Annotated in this window: 23 protein-coding genes; 11 read left to right on the forward strand and 12 right to left on the reverse strand. The window is 74.9% G+C overall.

What is annotated here, in order from left to right; translation table 11 throughout:
• Nucleotide 1: 1 nt before the first annotated feature.
• From IAG43_RS08810 to IAG43_RS08825, 4 genes are all read left to right on the forward strand, one after another.
• The gene (locus tag IAG43_RS08810; RefSeq protein WP_246574172.1) at nucleotides 2-1,015 is read left to right on the forward strand and encodes a heme/hemin ABC transporter substrate-binding protein; all 1,014 of its coding nucleotides are present in this window, start codon (nucleotides 2-4) and stop codon (nucleotides 1,013-1,015) included.
• Nucleotides 1,012-2,400 (forward strand): FecCD family ABC transporter permease, encoded by a 1,389-nt coding sequence (locus IAG43_RS08815; protein WP_246574173.1) that lies wholly within the window; start codon nucleotides 1,012-1,014, stop codon nucleotides 2,398-2,400. The genes IAG43_RS08810 and IAG43_RS08815 overlap by 4 nt, the downstream gene beginning before the upstream one ends.
• A gap of 202 nt (nucleotides 2,401-2,602) precedes the next feature.
• Entirely contained in the window at nucleotides 2,603-3,439 is an 837-nt protein-coding gene (locus IAG43_RS08820; RefSeq protein WP_187740202.1) for a heme ABC transporter ATP-binding protein, read from the forward strand.
• Nucleotides 3,440-3,591: 152 nt separating this feature from the next.
• Nucleotides 3,592-4,578: an SCO2278 family lipoprotein gene (locus IAG43_RS08825; RefSeq protein WP_187740203.1), complete on the forward strand. Its 987-nt coding sequence runs from the start codon at nucleotides 3,592-3,594 to the stop codon at nucleotides 4,576-4,578.
• Nucleotides 4,579-4,753: 175 nt separating this feature from the next.
• Here the strand turns inward: IAG43_RS08825 and IAG43_RS08830 are convergent, their stop codons facing one another.
• The 3 genes from IAG43_RS08830 to IAG43_RS08840 all read right to left on the reverse strand — a co-directional run bounded on the left by IAG43_RS08830 (nucleotide 4,754) and on the right by IAG43_RS08840 (nucleotide 7,740).
• Nucleotides 4,754-5,530 carry a bifunctional DNA primase/polymerase gene (locus IAG43_RS08830; RefSeq protein WP_187740204.1) on the reverse strand — a complete coding sequence of 259 codons (777 nt, stop codon included), beginning with the start codon at nucleotides 5,528-5,530 and terminating at the stop codon, nucleotides 4,754-4,756.
• A gap of 367 nt (nucleotides 5,531-5,897) precedes the next feature.
• On the reverse strand, nucleotides 5,898-6,557 hold the full coding sequence (locus IAG43_RS08835; RefSeq protein ID WP_187740205.1) for a TetR/AcrR family transcriptional regulator: 660 nt from the start codon (nucleotides 6,555-6,557) through the stop codon (nucleotides 5,898-5,900).
• A 154-nt stretch (nucleotides 6,558-6,711) separates the two neighbouring features.
• Nucleotides 6,712-7,740, reverse strand: a complete 1,029-nt coding sequence (locus IAG43_RS08840; protein WP_187740206.1) for a small ribosomal subunit Rsm22 family protein — start codon at nucleotides 7,738-7,740, stop codon at nucleotides 6,712-6,714.
• 133 nt (nucleotides 7,741-7,873) lie between these two features.
• On the opposite strand from IAG43_RS08840, the gene IAG43_RS08845 reads away from it, so the two are divergent.
• Together IAG43_RS08845 and IAG43_RS08850 are read left to right on the forward strand one after the other, a co-directional pair.
• Complete coding sequence (locus tag IAG43_RS08845; protein ID WP_187740207.1) at nucleotides 7,874-8,353, forward strand: GNAT family N-acetyltransferase; 480 nt, start codon at nucleotides 7,874-7,876, stop codon at nucleotides 8,351-8,353.
• Between the two features lie 212 nt (nucleotides 8,354-8,565).
• Nucleotides 8,566-9,891, forward strand: coding sequence for a hypothetical protein (locus IAG43_RS08850; protein WP_187740208.1), 1,326 nt, complete (start codon nucleotides 8,566-8,568; stop codon nucleotides 9,889-9,891).
• 60 nt (nucleotides 9,892-9,951) lie between these two features.
• Here the strand turns inward: IAG43_RS08850 and IAG43_RS08855 are convergent, their stop codons facing one another.
• Nucleotides 9,952-11,328: a multidrug effflux MFS transporter gene (locus IAG43_RS08855; RefSeq protein ID WP_187740209.1), complete on the reverse strand. Its 1,377-nt coding sequence runs from the start codon at nucleotides 11,326-11,328 to the stop codon at nucleotides 9,952-9,954.
• Between the two features lie 142 nt (nucleotides 11,329-11,470).
• Between IAG43_RS08855 and IAG43_RS08860 the strand changes: the two genes are divergently transcribed.
• The gene (locus IAG43_RS08860; RefSeq protein ID WP_187740210.1) at nucleotides 11,471-12,520 is read left to right on the forward strand and encodes a Gfo/Idh/MocA family protein; all 1,050 of its coding nucleotides are present in this window, start codon (nucleotides 11,471-11,473) and stop codon (nucleotides 12,518-12,520) included.
• Nucleotides 12,521-12,623: 103 nt separating this feature from the next.
• Nucleotides 12,624-13,382 carry an SDR family oxidoreductase gene (locus IAG43_RS08865; protein ID WP_187740211.1) on the forward strand — a complete coding sequence of 253 codons (759 nt, stop codon included), beginning with the start codon at nucleotides 12,624-12,626 and terminating at the stop codon, nucleotides 13,380-13,382.
• Nucleotides 13,383-13,534: 152 nt separating this feature from the next.
• On the opposite strand, the gene IAG43_RS08870 is transcribed toward IAG43_RS08865, so the two are convergent.
• Together IAG43_RS08870 and IAG43_RS08875 are read right to left on the reverse strand one after the other, a co-directional pair.
• Nucleotides 13,535-14,338 (reverse strand): class II aldolase/adducin family protein, encoded by an 804-nt coding sequence (locus tag IAG43_RS08870; protein ID WP_246574174.1) that lies wholly within the window; start codon nucleotides 14,336-14,338, stop codon nucleotides 13,535-13,537.
• Complete coding sequence (locus IAG43_RS08875) at nucleotides 14,335-15,369, reverse strand: C-terminal binding protein (RefSeq protein WP_187740212.1); 1,035 nt, start codon at nucleotides 15,367-15,369, stop codon at nucleotides 14,335-14,337. The genes IAG43_RS08870 and IAG43_RS08875 overlap by 4 nt, the downstream gene beginning before the upstream one ends.
• Before the next feature lie 201 nt (nucleotides 15,370-15,570).
• Between IAG43_RS08875 and IAG43_RS08880 the strand changes: the two genes are divergently transcribed.
• Nucleotides 15,571-16,470: an Lrp/AsnC family transcriptional regulator gene (locus tag IAG43_RS08880; RefSeq protein WP_187740213.1), complete on the forward strand. Its 900-nt coding sequence runs from the start codon at nucleotides 15,571-15,573 to the stop codon at nucleotides 16,468-16,470.
• Between the two features lie 38 nt (nucleotides 16,471-16,508).
• Here the strand turns inward: IAG43_RS08880 and IAG43_RS08885 are convergent, their stop codons facing one another.
• From IAG43_RS08885 to IAG43_RS08905, 5 genes are all read right to left on the reverse strand, one after another.
• Nucleotides 16,509-17,420, reverse strand: a complete 912-nt coding sequence (locus tag IAG43_RS08885; RefSeq protein ID WP_187740214.1) for a restriction endonuclease — start codon at nucleotides 17,418-17,420, stop codon at nucleotides 16,509-16,511.
• Between the two features lie 239 nt (nucleotides 17,421-17,659).
• Nucleotides 17,660-18,796 carry a phospholipase D-like domain-containing protein gene (locus tag IAG43_RS08890; RefSeq protein WP_187744362.1) on the reverse strand — a complete coding sequence of 379 codons (1,137 nt, stop codon included), beginning with the start codon at nucleotides 18,794-18,796 and terminating at the stop codon, nucleotides 17,660-17,662.
• Nucleotides 18,797-18,994: 198 nt separating this feature from the next.
• Nucleotides 18,995-19,327 carry a hypothetical protein gene (locus IAG43_RS08895; protein ID WP_187740215.1) on the reverse strand — a complete coding sequence of 111 codons (333 nt, stop codon included), beginning with the start codon at nucleotides 19,325-19,327 and terminating at the stop codon, nucleotides 18,995-18,997.
• Between the two features lie 141 nt (nucleotides 19,328-19,468).
• Nucleotides 19,469-21,604: a tetratricopeptide repeat protein gene (locus tag IAG43_RS08900; RefSeq protein WP_187740216.1), complete on the reverse strand. Its 2,136-nt coding sequence runs from the start codon at nucleotides 21,602-21,604 to the stop codon at nucleotides 19,469-19,471.
• Nucleotides 21,601-22,011, reverse strand: coding sequence for a hypothetical protein (locus IAG43_RS08905; protein WP_187740217.1), 411 nt, complete (start codon nucleotides 22,009-22,011; stop codon nucleotides 21,601-21,603). Before IAG43_RS08905 ends, IAG43_RS08900 begins: the two co-directional genes overlap by 4 nt.
• A gap of 225 nt (nucleotides 22,012-22,236) precedes the next feature.
• Here IAG43_RS08905 and IAG43_RS08910 point away from each other — a divergent pair, with 225 nt between their 5' ends.
• Both IAG43_RS08910 and IAG43_RS08915 read left to right on the forward strand, forming a co-directional pair.
• Nucleotides 22,237-22,506 carry a hypothetical protein gene (locus IAG43_RS08910; protein WP_187744363.1) on the forward strand — a complete coding sequence of 90 codons (270 nt, stop codon included), beginning with the start codon at nucleotides 22,237-22,239 and terminating at the stop codon, nucleotides 22,504-22,506.
• Nucleotides 22,499-23,140 (forward strand): DUF6879 family protein, encoded by a 642-nt coding sequence (locus IAG43_RS08915; protein ID WP_187740218.1) that lies wholly within the window; start codon nucleotides 22,499-22,501, stop codon nucleotides 23,138-23,140. Before IAG43_RS08910 ends, IAG43_RS08915 begins: the two co-directional genes overlap by 8 nt.
• Nucleotides 23,141-23,250: 110 nt before the next feature.
• Here the strand turns inward: IAG43_RS08915 and IAG43_RS08920 are convergent, their stop codons facing one another.
• Nucleotides 23,251-24,111 (reverse strand): hypothetical protein, encoded by an 861-nt coding sequence (locus IAG43_RS08920; RefSeq protein ID WP_246574176.1) that lies wholly within the window; start codon nucleotides 24,109-24,111, stop codon nucleotides 23,251-23,253.
• Nucleotides 24,112-24,236: the final 125 nt, after the last annotated feature.

The raw sequence follows: 24,236 nt of genomic DNA on the forward strand, positions 1-24,236 counted from the left end.
CGTGCGCACTCCACGCCTGGCAGGGGTACTCGTATCCGTGCTCGCACTCGCCCTCGCCGCCACCGGCTGCGCGAGCAAGGACGCCCCGGACACCCCGGACGGGAAGCGGCAGCCGGCGCAGGCGGCGCCCGACCGCGTCGAGCCGCTGGCCGGTGAGCCGGTGCCCGCGATGCCGGTCACCGCCGACTCCGCCGACGGGCGCAAGGTGACGATCGAGAACGCCGACCGCGTGGTCCCCCTGACCGGCTCCCTCAACGAGATCGTCTTCACTCTCGGCCTGGGCGACCGGGTGGTGGCCCGCGACATCACGGCCACCTTCGAACAGGCCGGGAAGCTGCCCGTGGTGACCCGGGCGCACGACGTCTCCGCGGAGAGCGTGCTGTCGCTGCGGCCGTCGGTCGTCCTCGCCGAGACGACCACCGGCCCTGCGGAGGCCATCGACCAGATCCGGGACGCGGGCATCCCGCTCGTCGTCGTCGAACCGGCGAAGGACCTCGCCGACGTCGGCAGGCGCATCGAGCGGGTCGCCGCGATCCTCGGCGTCGAGGCACAGGGCGCGGAGCTGAAGAAGCGCACCGAGGAGCGGATCGCCGCCGTCCAGCAGAAGATCCCGGCGGGCGGCGGCGAGAAGCCGCGCGTGGCCTTCCTGTACGTCCGCGGCTCGGCGGCCGTCTATCTGATCGGCGGAGCCGAATCGGGCGCGGTCTCCCTGCTGGAGGCCGCCGGAGCGGTGGACGCGGGCAAGGAGTCCGGGCTGACGAAGGACTTCACGCCCATCACCAGCGAAGCCCTGGTCAAGGCCGCGCCGGACGCGATCCTCGTCATGACCAAGGGGCTCGAGTCCGTCGACGGCGTCGACGGGCTGGTGAAGATCCCCGGCGTGGCCCAGACCCCGGCCGGCATGGACCGCCGGGTGGTCTCCGTGCCCGACGGCGTCCTCCTCAACTACGGCCCGCGTACGGACCAGGTGCTCGCCTCGATCGTCGACCAGCTCTACGCGGGAGCGGCGGCATGACCACGACTCCCTCCACCCCGGCCGACGCGGGAACGGGCGCCGGAGCGGGCGCCGAGGGGCGGACGGCCCCCGCGCCGGCCGCCACCGGACCGTCCCGCGGCCCCTCCGCGGCCGCACCGGCCACCACCGCCGGGCCCGGCACCAAGGCCGCCGGACCGGCGGAGCCCGGACCGGCGGCGGCAGGGGCCACAGGGGCCGGGCCCGGGGAGTCCGTCCTCACGAAGACCACCCTCACGGCCTCCGGACCGGAGCAGCCCGGAACGGCGGAGCCCGACGCGGAGGAGCCCGGAACGGCGGCGGCCGGCGCGGCACTTGCCGGGTCCGGGGAGTCCGGCCCGGCGAAGGCCGCGGGACGCTCGCGCGGGGCCGGAGCGGCGCTGACCGCCGGTCTGGTGGCCGCCCTCGCGCTCGTCGCGCTGGTCTCGGCCGGGGTCGGCGCCTACCAGATCCCGCTCGGGGACATCCTCGCGTCCATCGGCAACCGCATCGGCCTCGGCGGGCACGCCCTCGACCGGGTCGGCGAGAGCGTGCTGTGGAACGTGCGCTTCCCCCGGGTCGTCCTGGCCCTGCTCGTCGGTGCGTCCCTCGGGTGCGCGGGCGCGCTGATGCAGGGCGTGTTCGGCAACCCGCTGGCCGAACCGGGCGTCATCGGCATCTCCTCGGGCGCGGCCGTCGGCGCGGTCGGGGCCATCGCCCTCGGGCTGTCCTTCTTCGGCAACTGGACCGTCACCGCCTGCGCGTTCGTCTCCGGCCTGGTCACCGTCCTCCTCGTCTACGCGCTGTCCCGCTCGGGCGGCCGGACCGAAGTGGTGACCCTGATCCTCACGGGCATCGCCGTCAACGCCTTCGCGGGCGCGCTGATCGGCCTGTTCATCTTCTTCGCGGACAACGCGCAGATCACCGAGATCACGTTCTGGCAGCTCGGCTCGCTCTCCCAGGCGACCTGGCCCAAGGTGCTCGCGGTCCTGCCGTTCGCCCTCATCGGCCTGCTCGTCGCCCCCTTCTACGCCCGCAAGCTGGACCTCCTGGCGCTCGGCGAACGCCCCGCGCGCCATCTGGGCGTGGACGTCGAGCGGCTCCGCGTCGTCCTGATCCTGGTCGTGGCGCTGCTCACCGCGGCGGCCGTCGCGGTGGCGGGCATCATCTCCTTCGTGGGCCTGCTCGTACCGCACCTGCTGCGCATGGCGAACGGACCCGGCCACCGGTTCCTGGTCCCCGGCAGCGCGCTCGGCGGCGCCGTCGTCCTCGCGGCGGGCGACCTCGCGGCGCGGACCGCCGCGGCACCGGCCGAACTGCCGCTGGGCGTGCTCACCGCCCTGTTCGGCAGCCCGTTCTTCTTCTGGCTGCTGCGCAGGACCCGCCGCCGGCAGGGGGGTTGGGCGTGAGCGGCGCGGTCGCCGCCCCGCGGCTGCCCGGCAGCGCGGCCACGGCCCCCGCGGGCGCCGGGACCGGCGCCCGGGCCGTGTCCCGCACGCCCCGTGACCCTCGCGCCGTCACCGCCGTCGCTGCCGCTGCCACTGCTGCCCCCGCCGGCCCTGCTGCTGCCCCCGCCGCCGAGAAGCCCGACACCTCCGAGGGAAGCCCTTCATGCTGACACTCCCCTTCTCCCGTCGCCGGGCCCGTGAGCTGCCGGGGCCCGGCGAGCCGGGGGCGACCGCGGCGGAGGCCGACGGCGTGCGCCTGTCCCTCGGCGGCCGGCCGGTCCTGCGCGGCGCCTGTCTGACCGTGCGCACGGGCGAGGTGCTCGCCCTCGTCGGCCCCAACGGCGCCGGGAAGTCGACCCTGTTGTCGGTGCTCGCCGGCGACGAACCGGCCGCCGACGGCACGGTCCGCATCGCGGGCCGGGACGCACGCGACTGGTCGGCGGCCGAACTCGCCCTCCGCCGCGCGGTACTGCCCCAGAGCGCGGGCCTCTCGTTCCCGTTCGAGGTGGCCGACGTCGTCCGGATGGGCCGCGCGCCGTGGCACGGCACCCCCGCCGAGGACGAGGACGACGCCGCCGTCGAGGCGGCCATGGCGACGGCCGAGGTGGCGGAATTCGCCGGGCGGACGTTCTCCGCGCTCTCCGGCGGCGAACGGGCGCGGGTGGCCCTGGCGCGGGTGCTGGCCCAGCGGGTGCGGCTGCTGCTGCTCGACGAGCCGACCGCCGCGCTCGACCTGCGCCACCAGGAACTGGTGCTGCGGGTCTGCCGGGAACGGGCGGACGCCGGGGACGCGGTGGTCGTCGTGCTCCACGACCTCTCCCTCGCCGCCGCCTGCGCCGACCGGATCGCCGTGCTGCACGACGGCCGGGTCGCCGCCGACGGCCCGCCTGCCGAAGTCCTGCGCCCCGGGCTGCTGGAGCGCGTCTACCGGCAGCCCGTCGAGGTCCTGCCGCACCCGCGCTCCGGGGTCCCTCTGGTGCTGCCGCTGCGGTCGCGGTGAGCACGGCTGCCGCCGCGCGCGCTCCCGCGGCCGGCCGCCGATCGCCGTCAGGTCACGGTGTGGCCGCTGTGGGCCGGTCCTGGCGACCGGCCCGCCCCGGGCACCGGTAGGGTTCCAACGGTCAGTGCGGGGCGAGGAGCAGAAGGCAACCGATGAGAAGGCTGAGTCGGGCGGCGGCGGGGCTCGCGGCGACAGTGGTGCTGTCCCTGACGGCGAGCGCGTGCGTGACCGTGCACGGGGAGCGGGAGATCGTCCCGACGGCGACCGAGGCGGAGGCCGCCAAGGCGCTGGAGGAGTTCACGGCCGCGTACAACGAGGCCGACAAGGCGTACGATCCGGCCCTCGACGCCGACCACGTCACCGGCGCACTCGGGGCCGTCAACCAGGCCGGACTCAAGGCGCGGGGGACCAACTACCCCGACGGCAACCCGCAGCACGTGCCGCTGGAGCTGACGGACGCCCGGTTCGTCATCCCCAAGAAGGCGGGCTGGCCGCGCTGGTTCCTCGCCGACACCGACTCCAACCGCGACCGCGACAACAGCGACCAGCTGGACAACCGCTGGCTGCTGGTGTTCGTCCGCGGCGGCGTCGAGGACACCTGGAAGGCCGCCTACCTGACGATCGTGTCCCCGGACCGGATCCCCGAGTTCAAACGGGACGAGGACGGCCACGCGCAGGCGGTCGCCCCGGACGACGCGGCCTTCGCCGTCGCCCCGCGCGATCTGAGCAAGGACTACGCCGCCTACCTCCAGGACGGCAGCCCCGAGCACTTCGCGGCGGGCCCCCACACCACGGGCTGGCGCCAGACCCGGGAGAAGAACACCTCCCTGCCCGGACTGTCCACCCAGTACATCGACCACGCGCTGGACTCGGGCGCCTTCGCGCCGCTGGGACTCGTCCAGCAGGACGGCGGGGCCCTGGTCTTCTTCTCCGTGAAGAACTTCGAGCGCCAGACCGCCGCGCCGGGCGTGCAGATCAAGGTCGTCCCGGACGTGAAGGCGCTGCTCACCGGCGAGGTGAAGAGCACGCTCACCAAGGAGCGGGTCTCCAGCCAGCTGGTGTCGGTGCCCGCGGGCGGCGGCGGGAAGTCGGACATACTGGGCAGGATGGCCGGACTCACCTCGGCCAAGGGGTCCTGAGACCGCGCCGGCGCGGTCGCCGGGCGGCTCCTTCGCCCCGTACCACGGCCCGGTGCCGGCCGCCCGGCACCCGGGATCTGACACGGGACCCTGACGCGGGACCCCTTCCGAGCGCGGCGAACGCCTTCGGGCCCCGGCGGCCCGCCCTCGCGGGCGGCCGCGGACCACGGCGGGCTCAGCGGCCGAGCGGCCAGGCGGCCTCGTGGTGGTCCGTGTGGTCCCGCGCGTCCGCGTAACGGGCGCACGCGTCGGTGAGCGTCTCCAGCAGTGTCAGCGGGTCCGGCAGCGGGTGCTCCGTACCGCGCACCCACGCGACGTGCCGGTCGCCGTCACCCGGCAGCCGGGCCGGCGGGACGAGCACGTAGCTCCCCCGGCAGTGCCAGCGCAGCCCGGGGTGCTCGTCCATGGTCTCGGGATGGCAGTCCAGCTCGCAGGGCCACCACTCGTCCTCGTCCTCGGGGGTGCCCCGGGTCGCGGTGAAGAACAGCATCCGGCCCGACGCGCCCGTGGCGTCGTACTCGGCGACGGGGCCGACGTCCACGCCGCGCTCCAGCAGGCGCTCCAGAGCACTGCGACCGGCCTCCAGCGGTACGTCGAGGACGTCGTGGATCATGCCGGTCGCGGTGATGAAGTTGGCCTCGGGCTGGTTGCGCGCCCAGCGTTCGATCTGGCCGCGGTCGGTGGTCGACTGCGTCTGCCAGGCGAACGACAGCGGATGTGTCGCGGGCGTCGGACAGCCGATGCGCTCGCAGGAACACCGGAACCCCACGGGGTGGGCGGCAGGGGCCAGCGGCAGACCGACGGCGGCGGCGCCCAGGAGCAGATCCTCGCGCCGCGAGTCCTCCGCCTGCGTGTCCGCGGTCCCCGTCCGGCGGCGCAGCCACTGGGCCAGCCTGCCCTCCCGGGACGTCCTGCCGTCCGTGCCGCGGAAGCGGCCGATACCGTCGCCCATCTATCCCCTCACACCTCGTGCTCGCCCTCACCGGACACAGCCATCGTCCCACCATCCTGCGCTCCCGGTGGACACAGTCCCCAACCGGGGCCCCCGGCCTTCTGTTCCCGGCGCGCGGGGGCGCACGGTGGCAGCCCCCTGGCGCAGGGGGCGCGCCGGTCCCGTGCGGGGGCACCGGAGCGCCGACCGCGGGAGCGGGCCGAGAGCGGGCCGGGGTTCGGCGGGCAGGGCCCCGCCCGCCCGGAACAGGGCGCCGGGGGGACGGGCCGGCCGCGGGACACCGGGCCGGACGGACCGGATGGGAACAGCGGACCGGCGGACCGGCGGACCGGCGGGGCCCCTCGGAAGCGGCGGTCAGGGGGCGGGGTCAGGGGCGGGGGGCGAGGCCGTTGACCGCGTAGTCGACGATCGCGTCCGCGTAGTCGTGGGTGAGCGGCAGCGTGCGCAGCAGCCAGCGGTGCGTGAGCGGTCCGACGAACAGCTCCAGGGCGATGCGCGGGTCCAGCCCCGGCCGGAGGTCTCCGGCGGCCTCGGCGGCGCGCAGCCGGTCGGCGTAGAGCCGCAGCTGCGGTTCGAGGAGCTTCTCGACGAACTCCGCGCCGACCCGTGCGTCGACGATGCCCTCGGCGGCCAGCGCGCGGGCCGGGCCGTCGTACACGGGGCTGTTCATCTCGTCGACGGTGGCGCGCAGCACCCGGCGCAGGTCGGCCGCCAGGTCCCCGGTGTCCGGGATCGCGCCGCCCCCGCCCCCGGAAGGACTCCCCCCGGCGCCCTCGGCACCCTCCGCCCCGGCGGCCTCCGCGGACGCCTGCTGGGCCAGGTCGAGGAAGGCCTCCATCAGGACGGCCGCCTTCGACGGCCACCAGCGGTAGATGGTCTGCTTGCCGACACCCGCGCGGGCGGCGATGCCCTCGATGGTCGTGCGGCTGTAGCCCACCTCGTCGACGAGGGCGAGCGCGGCATCGTGGATCGCGCGGCGGGAGCGCGCGCTGCGCCGCGAGGAGTCGGGGGTCCTGGCGTCCGTCATGGCGCCAATCTAGCAAGCGGAGAGACGAGACGTCTCGGTCAGCCCGGCCCGGGGCCCGACCACCGCCGCCGACGCCCGCCCGGCCCGCACCGGGGCGGCCTACACCGGGGCGGCCCGGCGGGACCGACGCGGCAGGCGTCCCGTCCGGCGGGACTCAGTCCCCGCTCGTGCCCCCGTCCCCGTCCCCGTCTCCGGCGGGCGGCGGCCAGGCGTCGCCCCACGCAGTGTCGCGGGCCGCCCGGTAGAGGGCGCCGTGCCGCTTGGTCACCGTGTCGCGGCGCAGCACGCCGGTGTCGGCGCACAGGTCGAGCAGGACCATGCCCTTGCGGATCTGGGGCCTGCGGGTGACCCGGGCGGCGGCGGGCCCGACCGGGAAGCGGACGGCGGCGACGTAGCCGAACTTCTCGTCCTCGTAGGCCAGCGACCCCTGCTTGACCTGCCGGTGCAGGGAGGAACGGGAGACGCGGGCGGAGAAGTGGCACCAGTCGGCGCCGGGCTCGATGGGGCAGGCCCCGCTGTGGGGGCAGGGCGCGGCGACGGTGAACCCGGCGGCGACGAGTGCGTCGCGGGCCTCGATGATCCGCTCGTAGCCGTCGGGAGTGCCGGGTTCGACGACGACGACCGCCTGCGCGGCCCGTGCGGCCTCCGTGACGAGGGCGGCGCGGTCGGCCGGGGTCAGCTCCTTGAGCACGTACGAGACGGTGACGAGGTCGGCGCCCTCGATGCGGAGCGCCGCACCGATCCGCGCGCGCCGCCACTCGGCCGCCGCCAGCGACGGGACCCCGGAGGCGAGCGCCAGCTCGCGGCCGAGGGCCAGCGCGGGCTCGGCCCAGTCGAGCACGGTCGTCGCCGGCGGCGCGGCGAAGGCGTCCGCCACCGCCCAGCTCGCCGCGCCCGTGCCGCCGCCGACATCCGTGTGGGTGCCGGGCGTCCAGTCGGGGGCGGCGGCACGGAGGGCGGCCAGCGCCGAGCGGACGGCCTCGAAGGTGGCGGGCATCCGGTAGGCGGCGTAGGCGACGACGTCGGACCGGTCGCGGAGCACCGGCGCGTCGGTCGGGGTGGTGCCCCGGTAGCTCGCGATCAGCCGCTCGACGGCCTGCGCGGCCCGGGTGGGCGGCAGTCCGTCCAGCAGCCCGGCGAGGGTGCCGCGGAGGGTCTCGGCGATGGGGGCGGAGGCGTTCACCCGAGAAGTCTAGGGCCGCCCGTACGCCCGCCCGACCGGCCCCGCGGGCTGCCGGGCGACACCCCCGCGGAGGGCGCCCGACGGTCCCGCCGCCCGGACCGCACCCCCTCCCGCGACCGCTACTGTGTAAGACATGCAGAACATTGATGACCCTTACGGCAGCGATCCCTACGATCTGATCGAGGGCGTGCCCTCCGTCGAGGACTTCCGCCGGCTGCGCACCGACGCCGGGCTCTCCGACAAGGCTCCCGAGGCCGTCGCCCTCGCGCTGCCGAACACCTGGTACGGCGTCGTCCTGCGCCACCGCGGCGAACCCATCGGCATGGGACGCGTCATCGGCGACGGCGGCACCGCCTTCCAGGTCACCGACGTCTGCGTGCACCCCGGCCACCAGGGCCGCGGCCTCGGCCGGCGCGTCATGGCCGCACTCACCGCGGAGCTCGAACGCCGCGCGCCCGCCACGGCGTACGTCTCGCTGATCGCGGACGGCCCCGCGCGCCACCTCTACGCGAAGTTCGGCTTCGCCGAGACCACCGCGCACGACTCGATCGGCATGTACCGCGTGATGGACGGACGGCCCACCGCGCCCCGGGCCGAACCCGCCACCGCGTGAACCGCCGTGCGGACGGCCGTGCGGACGGTCGGGTGACCGCGCCCCGCCACGGGCCCCGGTGACCGCCGCACCCCGGCCGATCCGCTCCCCGGCCGATCCGCTCCCCGGCCGATCCGCCCCCGGCGATCAACCGGCCCCGCCCCCGGGCCTGTTGCTACGCTGACGGCCCTCGCCGCACACGCAGCGTGAGGCAGCACGGCTCTGGGGGGACCATGAGACAGCGCGTGGTGCGCCTCGCCCTGGTGGGCGGCGTCGCCGTGCTCGTCCTGCTGCTCCTGCTGTCGACGTGCGGCGGCGAACCGGCAGGCACCGAGGACGGCGACGACCGCGCAGGGCGCACCGCCCCCGCCTCCGCGGCACCCTCGGCGTCCGCGACCGGCGCCCCGGCCCGGGTCGACGCCCCGGCCGCCTACGACACGTCCCGCGGCTGGCAGGCGCAGGGCGTCGTCGGCGACATCGCCGTCGCCGCCGGACTCGGCGCCGTCGCCTACCTGGAGGCCGCCGGCGGGGACCGGTACCGGCTGCGCACCCTCGACGCGGCGACCGGCGAGCCCCGCTGGACGGGCCCCGCCCTGCGGCCCGCCCGCGCGCCGGCGGGCCGGCCCCGGCTCCTGGAGGTCACCCGGGACGGTGTGGAGTACTTCGCCGTCTGGTCGTTCGGCAAGGCCGCCGGGAGCACGGGCGGCGACGACGGCGGCCCGGCCGTCCTCGTCGACCTGTACGCGGCGTCCGACGGAGCACGCCAGCAGGTCGAGGTCGCCTGGCCGGCGCCCCCGTCGGTGTCCGGCGCCGGACCGGGCGTGCTGATCACCGACGGCGGAACCCGCAGCGCCGTGGTGGACCCGCTGACCGGTGCGGTGTCCGCCGTCGCGCCGAAGGACCTGCGCCCGCCGCGGGGGTGCGCCGGGTGCCGGCGGCTCACCGAGGTCCGCGCGGTCACCGCCGGGGGGCTGCTGGTGAGCGGTTCCCCGGGCTTCTGGGTGCGCGACGGCTGGGCGAGCGCGGCCGTCGCCCCGCGCGGCGCGGACACCGCCTCGGGCGTGCCGGTCTCCGTGACCGACGGCTACGTCCTGGCCCGCTGGCGCCCCGCCCGCAAGGACCGGCAGGCCGCCACCCACGACATCTGGTCGGTGCACGACTCGGCGTCGGGCAAGGCGCTGGCGGCGGTGCGCTGCCACAGGCCGGAGATCGAGCCGGGGACGTTCCCCCGGGCGGTGCGCTCCCCCGCGGGCGGCCACCTCGTCGCGGGCAGCCTGGCGTTCGACCTGGGCCTCGGCAAGGGCCACTGCTACGAACGGGAGGACGGCACCCCCGCGGTCACCCTCTCCACGGTGACCGACGAGGGCGTGGCGTACGGCTCGTCGGGGACGGTGCCCGGGACCGGGCTGCCGCTGGCGGTCGACCTGGCGCTGACGGAGCCGGAGCCGCTGCCGGCCACCGTGCGGGTGCCGGAGGCCGAGATCTCCGACACCGGGCTCTTCCTCTGGACGGACCCGCGGGACCGGCGGCACCTGCTGGGGCATCCGCGCCGCGGCTGACCGCCCGTCAGGAGCGGTCGAGCCCGCGGCGGACGCCCGGACCGGGGGCCGGCCGGCGGGTCAGATGACCCGCTGCCGGTGCTGCCAGGGGCGGCACAGGCCGATGAAGCAGGCCAGCGCGGCCAGGGCGCACGCCAGCTGCACCACCGCCATCGGCACGGCCGTCCGCTCCCCCGCGATGCCCACCAGGGGCGAGGCCACGGCTCCGACGAGGAAGGACGACGTCCCGAGCAGCGCGGACGCCGAGCCGGCCGCGTGCGGGGTCCGCAGCAGGGCCAGCGCGTTGGTGTTCGGCATGGCCAGGCCCATCGCCGACATCAGCACGAACAGCCCGGCGGCCACGGGGAACAGGCCGACGTCGCCGAACACCCCCGACGTCATCAGGAGCAGCGCGGTGGCCGCGAGGATGATCACCGTCAGCCCGAAGCCGAGCGCCTTGTCCAGGCTGACCCGCCCGACGAGCACCTTGCCGTTGATCTGGCCGACCACGATCAGGCCGATGGAGTTGACGCCGAAGAGCAGGCTGAAGGTCTGCGGCGAGGCCCCGTAGATCTCCTGCACGACGAACGGCGAGGCGGAGATGTACGCGAAGAGCGCGGCGAACGCCAGGCCGCCCGCCAGCATGTAGCCGGTGAACACGCGGTCGGCGAGGAGCGTCCGCATGGTGTGCAGCGCCTCGCGGACGCCGCCCGTGTGGCGCCTGGCGGGCGGCAGCGTCTCCCCGAGCCACTTGACGACGACCAGGGTGAGCAGGATGCCGACGGCCGTCAGCACCACGAAGATGCCGCGCCAGTCGGTGACGCGCAGCACCTGGCCGCCGATCAGCGGGGCGACGACGGGGGCGGCCCCGGATATCAGCATCAGGGTCGAGAAGAAGCGGGCCATCTCCACGCCGTCGTACAGGTCGCGGACCATGGCGCGGGCGATCACGATGCCGGCGGCGCCGGCAAGGCCCTGCAGCAGGCGGAAGGCGATGAGCAGTTCGACGGTCGGAGCGAAGGCGCACAGGGCGGTGGCCACCACGTAGACGGCCATGCCCGCCAGGAGCGGCCTGCGCCGTCCCCACCGGTCGCTCATCGGCCCGACGACGAGCTGGCCGAGCGCCATGCCGGCGAGGCACGCGGTGAGCGTGAGCTGCACGGTGGCCGCGGGCGCGCCCAGCGAGTCGGTCACCGCGGGCAGCGCGGGGAGGTACATGTCCATGGAGAGCGGCGGCATGGCGGTGAGGCCGCCGAGGATCAGGGTGACGAGCAGCCCCGCCCGCCGGGCGGCCGCGCCGGGTCCGGCGGGCGTCGCGGCAGTCTTCGGCGTCGCGGGCGTCGCGGGCGTCGTGGCCGTCCTCGGCGTCGCGGGCGTCGTCGGGGGAAGGGAGTCGGAGACGACCGGGGAGGCGGCCTGGGGGACGGGTCCTTGGGTGCTCTGGCCGCTTTCCGGCATCGACAGCTCTCCTGTTCCTGGATTCAACAAACTATGATCTCAGCTCGTCCGCTTGATCGAATCCACTCGGCGTCGCCGCCGCCGTGACGCCGTGACGCCGTCACGTGCCGCCCGACACCGTCACCCCCGGGGGGCTCTCGCGATGAACGACACCGTGCGACGACAGGCCGCGGCACCGCGGCCCGCGGCCCTGCCGGCGGACCGGCCGGTGCGCTGGGGCGTGCTGGCGACCGGCGGCATGGCCGCCCGCTTCACCGAGGACCTGCTCGCCCTGGAGGACGCCGAGGTGGTGGCGGTCGCCGGCCGCAGCGAGGCGTCGGCGAAGAGCTTCGCGGACCGCCACGGCATCGGCCGGGCCCACGGCGACTGGGCGGCTCTCGCCGCCGACGAGGACGTCGACGTGATCTACGTGGCGACCCCGCACTCGGCGCACCGGGCCGCCGCCGGCCTCTGCCTGGAGGCCGGGAAGCCGGTCCTGTGCGAGAAGCCGTTCACGCTGAACGCGGCGGAGGCGGCCGAACTCGTCGCACTGGCCCGCTCCCGGGGCACGTTCCTGATGGAGGCCATGTGGATGTACTGCCACCCGGCCGTCCGGAAGATCGCCTCCCTGGTGCGCGACGGCGCGATCGGCGAGGTCCGCACGGTGCAGGCGGACTTCGGCCTGGCAGGCCCGTTCGAGCCGGACCACCGGCTGCGCGACCCGGCGCTGGGCGGCGGCGCGCTGCTCGACCTCGGCGTCTACCCGGTCTCCTTCGCCCAGCTGCTGCTCGGCGAGCCCGACCGGGTGCAGGCGGACGCGCTGCTCTCCGACGAGGGGGTCGACCTCAACACCGGGATGCTGCTCGGCTGGGACGGCGGCGCCACCGCGCTGCTGAGCTGCTCGATCACCGCCGGGACCCCGGTCACCGCGTCGGTGACGGGCACCGCGGGCCGGATCGACGTCCCCGACGGGTTCTTCTTCCCGGAGCGCTTCGTGCTCCACCGGTCGGGCGCGGAGCCCGAGGAGTTCCGTTTCGACGGGCGCCGCGACTCCCTGGAGCACGAGGCGGCGGAGGTGATCCGTGCGCTGCGCGCGGGCGAGACCGAGTCGCCGCTCGTTCCGCTGGACGGCACGCTCGCCGTGATGCGGACCCTGGACGCGGTGCGCGAGCGGGTCGGCGTCCGCTACCCGGGGGACCCCGCGGCCACCTGACCGCCCGGTGACCGCGCAGCCCCGCGCGTCTCACCCCCGGCCGGCCATCCGCATGGCGGAAGGATGTTTCCGCTTCCAGCCGGTGCGCGTACGCTGCGCGACCATGGACGACGTGCGCAGGATCGCGGTGGTGACGGGAGCGGGCTCGGGCATCGGCCGGAGCGTGGCGCGGGAACTGGCGGGCGCCGGCTGGGCCGTCGCCCTGGCGGGGCGGCGGGCGGGAGCCCTGGAGGAGACGGCCGCGCTGGCCGGTCCGTCGGCGGACATTCTGTGCGTCCCCGCCGACGTGACCGAACCGGACGCGGTGGCCGCCCTGTTCGCCGCCGTGCGCGACCGCTGGGGCCGGGTGGACCTGCTGTTCAACAACGCGGGCACCTTCGGGCCCGGCGGCGTCGGCTTCGCCGACCTCCCCGTCGGGGCCTGGCGCAAGGTCGTGGACGTGAACCTGACCGGAGCGTTCCTGTGCGCGCAGGCGGCGTTCCGGCAGATGCGGGACCAGGACCCGCAGGGCGGGCGGATCATCAACAACGGGTCGGTCTCGGCGCACGCGCCCAGGCCGGACTCGGCCCCGTACACGGCCACCAAGCACGCGCTGACCGGGCTGACCAAGTCGATCTCCCTGGACGGGCGGCCGTACGGGATCGCCTGCGGCCAGATCGACATCGGCAACGCGGCCACCGAGATGACCCGCGCCATGGAGGCGGGCGTCCGCCAGGCGAACGGCGAGCTGGCGGCGGAGCCGGTGATGGACGCGGGCGACGTGGCCCGGACCGTGCGGCACATGGCGGAGCTGCCGCTGGAGGCCAATGTGCAGTTCGCGACGGTGATGGCGACGACCATGCCGTACATCGGCCGGGGCTGACCGCCGCACCGGCCGGCCCGGCCGGCGGCACACCGTCGCCCCGGCGGGCGACCGGTGCGCCTGCCCCGCCGGAACCGGTCCCGGCGGGGCAGGCGGTTCCCGCCGGGCGAGCCGGCCGGGCGGGTCGGTCGTTGTCAGCCCTGTCAGTCCTGTCAGTCCTTGTAGTCGGGCGCGATGCGGTCCAGCAGTCGCAGCATCGCCGCCCAGGCGAGGTCGTAGGCGTCGTCGTCCTGGAAGTCGGCGGCCGCCTCGCCCGCGAGCTGCTGCGCGGTGTACTCGCACACCTCCTCCGGAGGCACCACCAGCGCCGCGCCCCCGGCCTGGGCGGTCACCTGGATCTCGCACGCCCTCTCCAGGTAGTACATCCGCAGGAAGGCCTGCGCCGCGCTCTCCCCGACCGTCAGCAGACCGTGGTTGCGCAGGATCAGCGCGGGATGGCCGCCGATGTCGGCGACGAGACGGGCCTGTTCGTCGAGGTTCAGGGCGACGCCCTCGTAGTCGTGGTAGCCCACCCGGTTGTGGAACTCCATCGACATCTGGTTCAGCGGCAGCAGTCCGCCCTGCTGGGCGGCGACCGCGCAGCCCGCCTTCGTGTGGGTGTGGAGCACGCAGTGGGCGTCCGGGCGGGCCGCGTGGACGGCGCTGTGGATGACGAAGCCGGCCGGGTTGACCGGGTACGGGGAGGGCTCGACCGCGTTGCCGTCCAGGTCGATCCTGACCAGGTTCGACGCGGTGATCTCCTCGAAGAGCAGCCCGTAGGGGTTGATGAGGAAGTGGTGGTCGGGACCGGGCAGCCGCAGCGAGATGTGGGTGAAGATCAGGTCGGTCATCCGGAAGTGCGCCACCAGCCGGTAGACGGCGGCGAGTTCGCGCCGCAGCCGCAGCTCCTCGGCGGCGGCGTCCACGGCGGACGCGCCGGCGGACACGGGTGCGGCGGTCACGGGTGCGGCGGTCATGCGACGGCCCCTTCGGTGGGTGCGGTGGCGGCTGCGGTGGCGGGTGCGGCTGCGGCCGCCCGGTCCGGCTCGGCGACCGGGGTCAGGGGGCGGCCGGTGCGGTGCCAGGCGACGACGTTCTCGGCGGGGCCGCACACGTAGGCGCGGCGCGAGGTGTCGCTCAGGTAGGCGCTGTGCGGGGACAGCTGGACGCGCGGGTGGCGGCGCAGCGGGTCGTCGGCCGGCGGCGGTTCGACGGGGAGGACGTCCAGGGCGGCGCCGGTGAGCCGGCCGGAGCCGAGGGCGTCCAGCAGGGCCTCCGTGTCGACGAGTTCGCCGCGGGAGACGTTCACGAGGAAGGCCCCGGGGCGCATCCGCGCGAGCAGTCCGGCGTCCACGAGCCCGCGGGTCGCCGGGGTGAGCGGTACGTGCGGGGAGAGGACGTCGCAGGCGGCGGCGAGCGCGCCGAGGTCGTCGTGGCGCTCGACGCCGTCGGGCCAGCCGGCGGGGTCGGCGTGCGGGTCGTACGCCGCGACCCGGCCGAAGACGGGGGCGGCGAGGGCGGCGAACCGGCGCGCGATCCGGCCGAGGCCGACGAGTCCGAGGGTGAGGTCGCTCGCCCGGCGCGGGAGCTCCGCCGCGGCGAACTCCTCGCTCCAGCCGCCCGCCCTGACGACCGCGTCCGCCTGCGGGAGGCGCCGCACCAGGGAGAGGGCGCTCGCCAGGGCGTGGACGGCGACGTCCTCGGTGGCGGCGTCGGGCAGGTTGGCCACCCACAGGCCGCGGCGGCGCGCCTCTGCGGTGTCGACCATGTCGTGGCCCGCGGACATGGTGGCGACGATGCGCAGCCGGGGCAGCCGGTCGAGCAGCGCGGCGTCCACGCGGGCGTAGCCGACGATCAGCGCGACGGCGCCGTCGGCGGCGGCCGCGATGACGTCCGGGTCGCGGCTGCCGGCCACCCGGACCTCGAAACCGGCGTCGGCGAGCAGCCGTGCACCGGGCTCCGGATCGAGGTCGTCGGTGTCCGTGAACACGGCGATGGGCTGACTCATGCGCTCCTCGACAGATGATTCGTCCGTCACTGACAAGGTGAACTTACGATTCACTCCGAAGGATTGTCCATTCTCGATCGAGGCGTACGCGCGTGACGCCCGTCACCTTCGGCGTCCCGCCCCTGCCGGGTGGCCGAGAATGGACCGGACCCGGACGCGGCCGCGCGTGGACCGGGCCGCCGACCCGAGGGGATCGCCCAGGTGGATCTGGACCGCATCGACCTGGCCGTCGTCCGCGAACTGCAGACCGACGGCCGGCTCGCCTACGAGACGCTCGCGCGCAGGGTGGGCCTGTCCCGGCCGGCGACGCGCGCCCGCGTCCAGCGGCTGCTCGCATCGGGCGCGGTACGGGTCGTCGCCGTCGTCCACCCCGAGGTGCGCGGCCTCACGGCGTCCGCCCATCTGTCGGTCGGCACCGACGGACCGGCCGAGACGGTCGCCCGCCGGATCGCGGCGATGCCGGAGGCCCCGTTCGTCTCCCTGACCGCCGGGCGTCACGCCGTGATGGCCGAACTCCGCACCGAGGGGTTCGAGGCGCTGGACCGGGCGATCGCGCGGGTGCGGGCGCTCCCCGGCGTCGCGGCGCTCGACCCGCTCGTCGCCACCGAGCAGCTCAAGGACCCGTACCTGCTGACCCGGAGCCCGTCGGCGGACGACCTGGACGACACGGACCGGCGGATCCTCGCCGAACTGGAGCAGGACGGGCGGCTGCCGTTCGCCGAGCTCGCCGACCGCGTCGGCCTCTCCCCCGGCGCCACCCGGTCCCGCGCGCTGCGCCTGCTGGACGGCGGGGTGGTCAAGGTCCTCGCGCTGGTACGCCCCGAGGTGCTGGGCCTCGGCTACCTGTGCGGCTTCGCCGTCCGCCTCACCGGCGAGCGCGCTCCGGTCGCGGCGGAGCTGTCCGGCTGGGAGCGGGTGTCGTTCCTCTCGGCCTGCCTGGGGCGTGCCGAACTCGTGGGCACCGTCTCCGCGGAGTCGCTCGGCGCGGTCCGGGCCACGCTCGACGCCGTACGCGCACTCGACGGGGTCCGGGCGGTGGAGAGCTGGGTGCACCTGGAACTGGTCAAGGAGCGGTACGACCTGGGGGCCGTCCCGGCCTGAGGCGGTCGCCGGCCGCCCCGGCCGGGCGAGGCCGCGCGCTACGGCCGGAGCACGCCCTCGTCCTCGCCCTCGTCCGCGAGTACGAGGCCGGAGCCCTCCGTCCAGCCGTCGTCCCAGGGCGCGGGGCCGGAGCCCTCGGTCCAGGCGACCAGGCGCGCGTGGTCCACGCATCTGATGCCGCACTGCGCGGCGTAGTCGGCGGCGGGCCCGGTGAACTCTCCCGTGGTCACGACCACCGCGACCTCCGCCCCGTGCACCGCGAAGCATGTCCCCCCGAAGCGCTGCATCTCCTGCGAACCGACCTTGTTCACTGGCCCGTAGCGCTTGCACTGGACGACGACGCGCCGCCCGTCGGGCGCGGTGGCGAGGACGTCCGCCCCGAGATCGTTCGCGCCGCCCACCACCTCCACGCCGGTGCAGCCGTCCCGCTCGCACAGGGCGGCCACGGCCTCCTCGAAGGCGTACGCGTCCATCGCCGCGTAGTCACCGGCCTCGAACGGCTCCGGGCCCTCGGCGCAGGCGGCCTCGAACGGCTCCGGGCCGCTGACGTCGCCGATCCCGAACGGCTCCGGGCCGCCCGGCTCGGCGGCCTCGAACGGCTCCGGGCCGGGGCCGTACTCCTCTGCGGGGCGGACGGGCGGCGGCTGCCGGCTGGCGTCGTGCACGGGAGCCTCGGCGACCCGGTGCGCGGTCTCGACGAGCGCCCCGGCGAGGCGGGCGGCCGCGCGGCGGCGGCGCGCCTTGCGCAGCCACAGCGCCGCGGCGGCCAGGCCGCCCGCCCCGGCGGCCGCCGCCCCCGGGTTCTCCGCGAGCGCGCCGGCCGTCACCTTGAGCACGAGCGCGGCCCCGCCCAGCGCGGTCGCGATCAGCCCGAAGAACAGCACCGTCTGGCGCAGGCTGAAGGCCCCTCGTCGCGTCACCGGCTGCGGCCGGCGGATGGGTACGGTCATACGCGGCGGTCACCCCCCAGGTCGGACGCCCCGCGGGGCGCCGTGATGATCACTTGACTGACCGTCTGCCCTGCTCGGAGCCGTTCACGTGTGCGCGGTGCACTCTCCCGCGCCCGGGCGCCCCGACGGGCCCCGCCGGCCCGGGAAGGCGCCTGGGGCAACCAGGACCGCGGAAACAACCGAGGCGCACGCGGTCCCCGAAACCACCGAAGCCACCGGAGAGGCGGCAGCCCCCGACGTCACAGGAAGCGCCGGATCGGGGCCACCGACAGTTCGGCCAGACGCTGGCCGACCGGGCGCCGCTTCCAGCGCCCCGGCACCATCAACTCGCTGACCTCCAGGTCCTCGTCGAAGTGGCGGTCGAGCGCGGCGGTGAACTCCTCGTCGAGCACCGCGAGCATGACCTCCTCGTCGTGGTCGAGGGAGCGCCGGTTGAAGTTGGTGGAGCCGGTCAGGGCCGCGATCCGGTCCACCGTGATGACCTTGGCGTGCATCATCGTCGGCTGGTACTGGTGGATGCGCACACCGCAGGCGAGCAGTTCCTCGTAGTGGTTCTGACCGGCGAGCTGGCAGACCCGCTTGTCGGTGTGCGGGCCGGGCAGCAGGATCTCCACCTCGACGCCGCGCCGGGCCGTCGCGCACAGCAGATCGACGAAGTACTGGTCGGGGGCGAAGTAGGCGGTGGCGAGCCGGAAGCGCTCCTGGGCGGATTCGAGCATGACGCGTATCAGCGTCTGCATGTCCTGCCAGCCGAAGCTCGCCGAGCCGCGGACGACCTGGACGACCGCGTCGCCCTGCGTGTCGTGGGTGACGAAGCGGTCGCGCTCGTCGAAGAGGCAGTCGTGGCACTCCGCCCAGTTCTGCGAGAACGCGGCCGCGATGCCGTCCACGGCCGGGCCGCGGACCTGCACATGGGTGTCCCGCCACTCGTTCTCGTTCCGTGCGTCCCCGCACCACTCCTCGGCGATGCCCACACCGCCGGTGTAGGCCACCGACTCGTCCACCACCAGCACCTTGCGGTGGCAGCGGTGGTTCTGCTTGAGCGGCGAGAGGTACAGCGGCTTGCGGAACCAGGCCACCTCGACCCCGGACCGGTCCATCAGGTCGAGCAGGTCCGGCTCGATGAGGCGGCTGCCGAAGCCGTCCAGCAGCAGCCGGACCCGCACTCCGGCGCCGGCGCGGTCGGCGAGAGCCTCGGCGAACTGCCGGGCGATGTCCCCGCGCCAGTACACGAACGTCATCATGTCGATGGTGTGCTCCGCCGCGCGGATGCTGTCCAGCATCGCGGCGAAGATCTCGTCCCCGTTGCGCAGCGGCAGCAGCGCGTTCCCCTCCGTCGCGGCGATCCCGAGCAGCCGCTCCAGCCGCCGCCGCATCCGCCGCTTGCGCTCGTCGAGGGAGGCCGCGGCCTCGCCCGCGGATCTCGGTGCGTCACATGTACTCGTCACAGCTCCACCTGTAGGCGTCCGGCGGGCCCCCCGGTGACCGGGCCCTGCATCGACAGCGCGCCTACCCCCGCCGCGCCGTGTCAGACGCCGCACGTCCCGTACCGGCCCGGGGACGGACCGTGACGCTCAGGGCCCGGCCGGCTCCGCCTCCGTGACCAGCACCGCGCAGTAGGTCTGGGACAGCCGGTCCGTGGCCCACCCCTCGCCCGCCGCCGACGACGGGGACACCGCCGGCACCGGCGGGGCCGCGCCCGGCTCGGGGCACTCGCCGCCCACGGCGCAGCGCACGGGATCCGCCCCGGGCACCGAGCAGTCCGGCGACGGCCCCGGGGACGCGTACGGCGACGGCGGAGCGACCTCGGGCCCGGACCCGTTCAGATACTCCGTCGCCCCGAACCCGGCCACCGCCACGACGAACGCCCCGGCGGCGAGCACCTGCACCCCACGCTGTCTGCCCACCGACCCCATTGTGCCGGGCACCTCGTGCCAACGGGCCTGCGGGGAGAGGGAGTCGGGGGCGATCGGGAGGCAGCGGGCTCCGCGCAACGGGTCCGAGCACCCCCACCGGACAGGCGGCACGTCCGCTCCCCGTCACCGGTGCTACGGCCCGCGCCGTCCCGACCGGTGGGCGTCCAGCAGGTTCCGGCCCGCGACCGTGAACGGGTGCTCGGAGCCGAGGCCGCGGGCGCGCCGCTCGACGACGTCGGTCATGAGCGCGATGGCCTCCTCCCGGTGTCCGAGCGCGGCCCTGGTCCGCGAGAGGAGCTGCCGGGCGGCGAGCACGACCGGGTACTCGGGTCCGAAGCGCCGTACATACGCGTCGGTGACGGACGCGATACCGCTGTCCGCCTCCTCGTGGCGACCCAGCAGGTACAGCGCCCACGCGTGATTGTGCCGGGCGCCCAGGGTCACGGTGTGGTCGGGGCCGAGGTGCCGCTCGCATTCCGACGGCAGGGCGAGCAGTGCGCCGCCTTCCTCGGTGACGACCTCGGCGGCCGGCAGCATCTCCAGCAGACTGGCGCGGGCCCGCAGCGTGAGCGGATGCGCGGGGCCGAGTGCGGAGCGCCGTCCGCCCACGGTCTCGCGGAGCAGGGCGACGGCTTCCTCGCGCCGGCCGAGGTTCGCCAGCACGAGCTGGAGGCCGTAGCCGGTGTCCGTGGTGTCGGGGTCGTCGGCGCCGAACAGACGCCCTTGAGCCTCCCGGACCGTACGGAGCAGTCCTTCGGCTTCGGTGTACCGGCCCAGCCGGAACAGTGCCCGTCCGGCTCGGGAGCGTGCCGCGAGCACCGCCCGGTGCTCCGCGCCGAGGAGCCGCTGTCCGAGGTCCGCCGCGGTGCGGGCGGTCTCGCGGGCGGAGACGTAGTCCCCGGTCCGGTGCAGGGCGACCGCCAGCCGCGCCGCGACGGACAGGGCGTCGGCCGCGGACGGCGCTCCGGTGCGGCGCAGCAGGGCCAGCGCGTGCGGGACGAGCACGCGCAGGCGCGCATCGTGCGGCCCGGCGTCGGGTACGGCGGGCACGGCGGCGTCGAGCAGCCGGACCGCCGCGGTGTCGAGGGCGGGGACCAGGTCGGCGGTGGTGGCGGCGGCGACGCTGTCGAGCAGGATGCCGTGGCTCTGGACGCACCGCGTGCCGGCTGCGTCGACCAGCTCGGAGAGCGACTGGTCGAGGAGGGCGCGCAGGGCGGTCTCGGTGCGGGCACGGGGCAGCACGGCGCCGACACCGGGGTGGTTGAGCAGGGCCAGGGGCAGCGGCTCGGCGGCGAACCGGGCCAGCAGCCTGAGCAGGGCCGGCGCCTCCTTCAGGCCGCGCGCGTCGAAGGCGTCGAGGGTGAGCTGCCAGGTCAGCCGGACCAGTTGGCGGGGATCGGCCCCGGACAGTGTCTCGGCTCCGCGGTCGATGAGCCGGACGCCTTCGTCTCCTTCGAGCCGGTCGCCGTAGGCGTCGAGCGTCCAGGGGTCGATGACCTGGTGGGAGAGGAAGCCGCCCGCCAGCGTGAGGGCGAGAGGCAGGCGTCCGAGCCGGTCCGCGACCCGCGCCGCCTGTTCCGCTGTTCCGCTGTGCGGTGCGAGGTCGCGCAGCACGAGGGCGGCGTCCTCGCGGGGCAGGACGCCGATGTGCTGCAGTTCGGCGCCCGGCCACCAGCGGGGCCCGGCACGCCGGGTGGTCACCAGGACGGTGCCGCGCGGGCTGCTGCGCAGCCAGTCCCCGTCCCGCAGGATCTCCGGCTCGTCGGTGTTGTCCAGGACGAGCAGCCAGGGTTCGGCTGAGCGGTCGAGGTGGTTCCAGACGAGATCGGCGGCGGGACGCAGCCCGTTGCGCGCGGCAAGGAGTTCGCCGTCGCCCGCACCCCGGTCGGCGGCGACGGCGAGCATGCCGGCGCGCAGGCTCACGCGGTCGGCGGCGTTGACCCACAGCCCCACCCGGCCCGGCGCGCGGGTGACCTCGTCGAACAGGGCGCAGGCGACCGCCGTCTTGCCCGACCCGCCCATCCCGTGCAGCACGTAGACCTGGCCGCCGCGTTCCGATCCGACGCTCGCCCGCAGGCGTTCCATCACCTCGCTGCGGTCGCGCAGCGCGACGGGGCACCGGCCGACCGCCGGGCGGCGCACCGAGTCCGGTCCGCCGCGTTCGGGCTGGCCGCCCCCGTAGTGGTGGTGCTCGGTGATGTGCTGGTCGCCCCGCGACTGGTAGACGCGCCCGTGGTCCTCGGCGTGACCGTCCGTGCCGCCCGTCATCGCTCGGTGATGTGCTGGTCACGTCCCGCCTGGTAGACCCTGCCCTGACCGGACGCGGTGGCGTGCTGGGTGATCTGCCGGGCGGCCGAGCCCTCCGGGTCGAGATGGTCCAGCAGGGCGCGCAGCTCCTGGACTGCGGAGGGATGAGCGACGAGCAGCCGCCTGACCGCTCCCTGCCACTGGAGGCGCAGTTCGTCCAGGGTCTGCCGGTCGTCCGCGGCGACGGCAGCCAGCACGTCCTCGCGTCCGGCCTCCAGCTCGGCGGCGACGGTGTCTGCCCGCTCGGGCTGCGCACGGCGCCAGAGGCGGGTGATGCCGTCCCGCAGGTGCTGCCAGGCATCGGTCGCCATCAACGCGACGACGGTCGTTCCGGCGCTCTGCGCGAGCAGGGCCACTTCCGGTTCCACGGTCACCCCTCCGTTCAGCCGTTCCGGCCGGCCGGGCCGGACACCGTCACCCGTCAGGTGTGCGTGTGACCGTCGTGACGATCAACGCCGGTTCGCCTCCGGGCGTTGCGGGACATGGTGAGATCAGCCCTCGCTCGTGCCCCGTGGACGGTGGCCTGACGCCTGGTCAGGTCGTCGTGCCGAAGGCTACAGTGAGTCACCCGACCGATCGAGGGGGCGATGGGATTGTCCAGGCCATGGGAAGCGGATCCGGACACCGGCTTCAAGCGCCGTCTGGGAAAGTCGCCCCAGGAACTCGGGAACACCACGGGGACTCCCGACTGCCCCGACATCTGGGAACTCGACAACGGCGACATCGCCGTCATCGGCCGCGACCTCACCGAATCACTCGGCAGGAACCTGCCCGACGGGGTCTCGATCGGATCGGACGAACGCCTTGTCGTCATCCCCCGGAACATGCTCGTCGCGGCGAAGCCGGACATCCCGGGTGTTTGACTCCTTCGCGGGCGGCGACTCCGTCCGTCTGGACCGGCCCGCGTACCACGCCGATCTCGGCCGGATCTACTCCGGCGGCGGGATCGGCTTCCTCAACAAGCTGGAGCGCGGCCAGCACTTCCGGGAGCGCGGCTTTCCGAGCTGGGAGGCGTTCGCCGCCGGCGACTGGGAGCGGGCACTGGTCCTCGCCGACGAGCGGCGCGAGGAGTACGCGCAGGAACTTGCCGAGGCGTCCCGGTCGGGCGTCCGGCACCGTCGGCTCCGGGTCGTCGAGTTCCCGGTCACCCCGTACGTGCAGTGGGAACTGCACGTCCTGCGGGTGCGAGTGGACGTGGGCGACGACATCAGGGTTCTCGACGCCCGCGCCATCACGGACATCGAGCGGACCCGGCCCGTCCCGGAGGTCGTCGTCCTCGGCGACGAGGTGATGTACGAGGTCGTGTACGACGCCGAGGGAAACGCGGACGGGGCGAGGCGTTACGACGACCGGTCGCTGATCCGGGAGACGAACACGGGATTCGACGCACTGTACGAACGCGGCGTGAGGTTCCCCGCGTTCTTCGACCGGGAGATCGCCGACCTGGCACCGCCGCAGGTGACCAGCGTGCCGGAGGGCTCGCGCGACTGCCGGTGATCACCAGGGCGAGAGACGGGCGAGTCCTCGGGCCGGGAGATCACCGCGCCGGAGTGACGGGCTCATCGGCCTCGTCGGCCGCCCCGCCCCCGTCCGGGCGGACTGGGGCATCAGCCCTGCGCCTCCTCCCGTACGGGGGAGGCAGTGGCGTCCGCACCGCGTTGCCCGGGAGGAACGGGAGCGGAATCCTCACGGCCGTCCGCGGCTTGCCCGTCCGGGACGCGGTGCGCCGGCTTCGTCAGTTCCAGGCTGGCGAGGTGCTTCTGCAGCCGCTTGGCCATGGGGCGATAGGTCGCGAACGTCAGCCCGCCGGACAGGGCCGCCCCGACCACGGGGATGGCCTTCGAGACGCTCTTCGCGAACGTCTGCTTCGACATCTCCACACCGATGTACGCCGCGACCTTCTTCACGATGGGGTACACGACCCCTTGGGTCAGCGCCTTCTGCGGCAGCTTCTTGGCGACCTGTTCTGCCATCAGCCCGGCGACCCTCCCGACGGCGGCATTGGCCGACTGGGTACCGAACATCACACCGAAGAACAGCGTGAGCACGGCCTTGGTCGCATCGTCGACATCGTCGCCGTCGGAGAACAGGTCGGGCCAGCTGTAGAGGTACGCCAGCTTCTGCGAGATACGCAGCATGTGGCCGAAGTACTGCGCCATGTCGGCGGGCACGGTGGCGGGGAGGGCGAAGACACCGGGCAGGCCGGCAGCGGCGGAGAGGGCGCTGGCCTTGGCGGTCTCGTAGCGGATGGAGTCGTTGGCCGCCTTGTCGAGCACGTCGAGGGAGATGCCCGCTGCCGCGGGGGTCTCCGCAACCGCTCTGCTGATCTCGTCCTCGGTGCAGTAGCGGGACAGCGCCTTCCGCAGATACGTCTCACGGTGGATTCGCACACCGGGCAGCCTGGCCGCCCCCACCAGCACTGCGGAGAAACGCGATTCGGGGTTCTCGCCCGCCTCACCCTGATTCATAGCAGGAACCTACAGTAGGTCCACTTCTCTGGTGACCGAGTTCGATCGAATCAGTTACGAGGAGCACCGCGGAGCGATGAACCATGCGGGAGCCGGACAGGAACAGCGGATTCTCGACGAGCACT

The sequence above is a fragment of the Streptomyces genisteinicus genome (assembly GCF_014489615.1).
Classification (GTDB): Bacteria; Actinomycetota; Actinomycetes; order Streptomycetales; family Streptomycetaceae; genus Streptomyces; species Streptomyces genisteinicus.

Excerpts from the sequence above, each read along its gene's own strand:
- IAG43_RS08815 (WP_246574173.1), top strand. The coding sequence starts at position 1,012 with ATGACCACGACTCCCTCCACCCCGGCCGACGCGGGAACGGGCGCCGGA.
- IAG43_RS08820 (WP_187740202.1), top strand. The coding sequence starts at position 2,603 with ATGCTGACACTCCCCTTCTCCCGTCGCCGGGCCCGTGAGCTGCCGGGG.
- IAG43_RS08825 (WP_187740203.1), top strand. The coding sequence starts at position 3,592 with ATGAGAAGGCTGAGTCGGGCGGCGGCGGGGCTCGCGGCGACAGTGGTG.
- IAG43_RS08830 (WP_187740204.1), bottom strand. The coding sequence starts at position 5,530 with ATGGGCGACGGTATCGGCCGCTTCCGCGGCACGGACGGCAGGACGTCC.
- IAG43_RS08835 (WP_187740205.1), bottom strand. The coding sequence starts at position 6,557 with ATGACGGACGCCAGGACCCCCGACTCCTCGCGGCGCAGCGCGCGCTCC.
- IAG43_RS08845 (WP_187740207.1), top strand. The coding sequence starts at position 7,874 with ATGCAGAACATTGATGACCCTTACGGCAGCGATCCCTACGATCTGATC.
- IAG43_RS08850 (WP_187740208.1), top strand. The coding sequence starts at position 8,566 with ATGAGACAGCGCGTGGTGCGCCTCGCCCTGGTGGGCGGCGTCGCCGTG.
- IAG43_RS08855 (WP_187740209.1), bottom strand. The coding sequence starts at position 11,328 with ATGCCGGAAAGCGGCCAGAGCACCCAAGGACCCGTCCCCCAGGCCGCC.
- IAG43_RS08860 (WP_187740210.1), top strand. The coding sequence starts at position 11,471 with ATGAACGACACCGTGCGACGACAGGCCGCGGCACCGCGGCCCGCGGCC.
- IAG43_RS08865 (WP_187740211.1), top strand. The coding sequence starts at position 12,624 with ATGGACGACGTGCGCAGGATCGCGGTGGTGACGGGAGCGGGCTCGGGC.
- IAG43_RS08870 (WP_246574174.1), bottom strand. The coding sequence starts at position 14,338 with ATGACCGCCGCACCCGTGACCGCCGCACCCGTGTCCGCCGGCGCGTCC.
- IAG43_RS08875 (WP_187740212.1), bottom strand. The coding sequence starts at position 15,369 with ATGAGTCAGCCCATCGCCGTGTTCACGGACACCGACGACCTCGATCCG.
- IAG43_RS08885 (WP_187740214.1), bottom strand. The coding sequence starts at position 17,420 with ATGACCGTACCCATCCGCCGGCCGCAGCCGGTGACGCGACGAGGGGCC.
- IAG43_RS08890 (WP_187744362.1), bottom strand. The coding sequence starts at position 18,796 with ATGCGGCGGCGGCTGGAGCGGCTGCTCGGGATCGCCGCGACGGAGGGG.
- IAG43_RS08900 (WP_187740216.1), bottom strand. The coding sequence starts at position 21,604 with ATGACGGGCGGCACGGACGGTCACGCCGAGGACCACGGGCGCGTCTAC.
- IAG43_RS08920 (WP_246574176.1), bottom strand. The coding sequence starts at position 24,111 with ATGAATCAGGGTGAGGCGGGCGAGAACCCCGAATCGCGTTTCTCCGCA.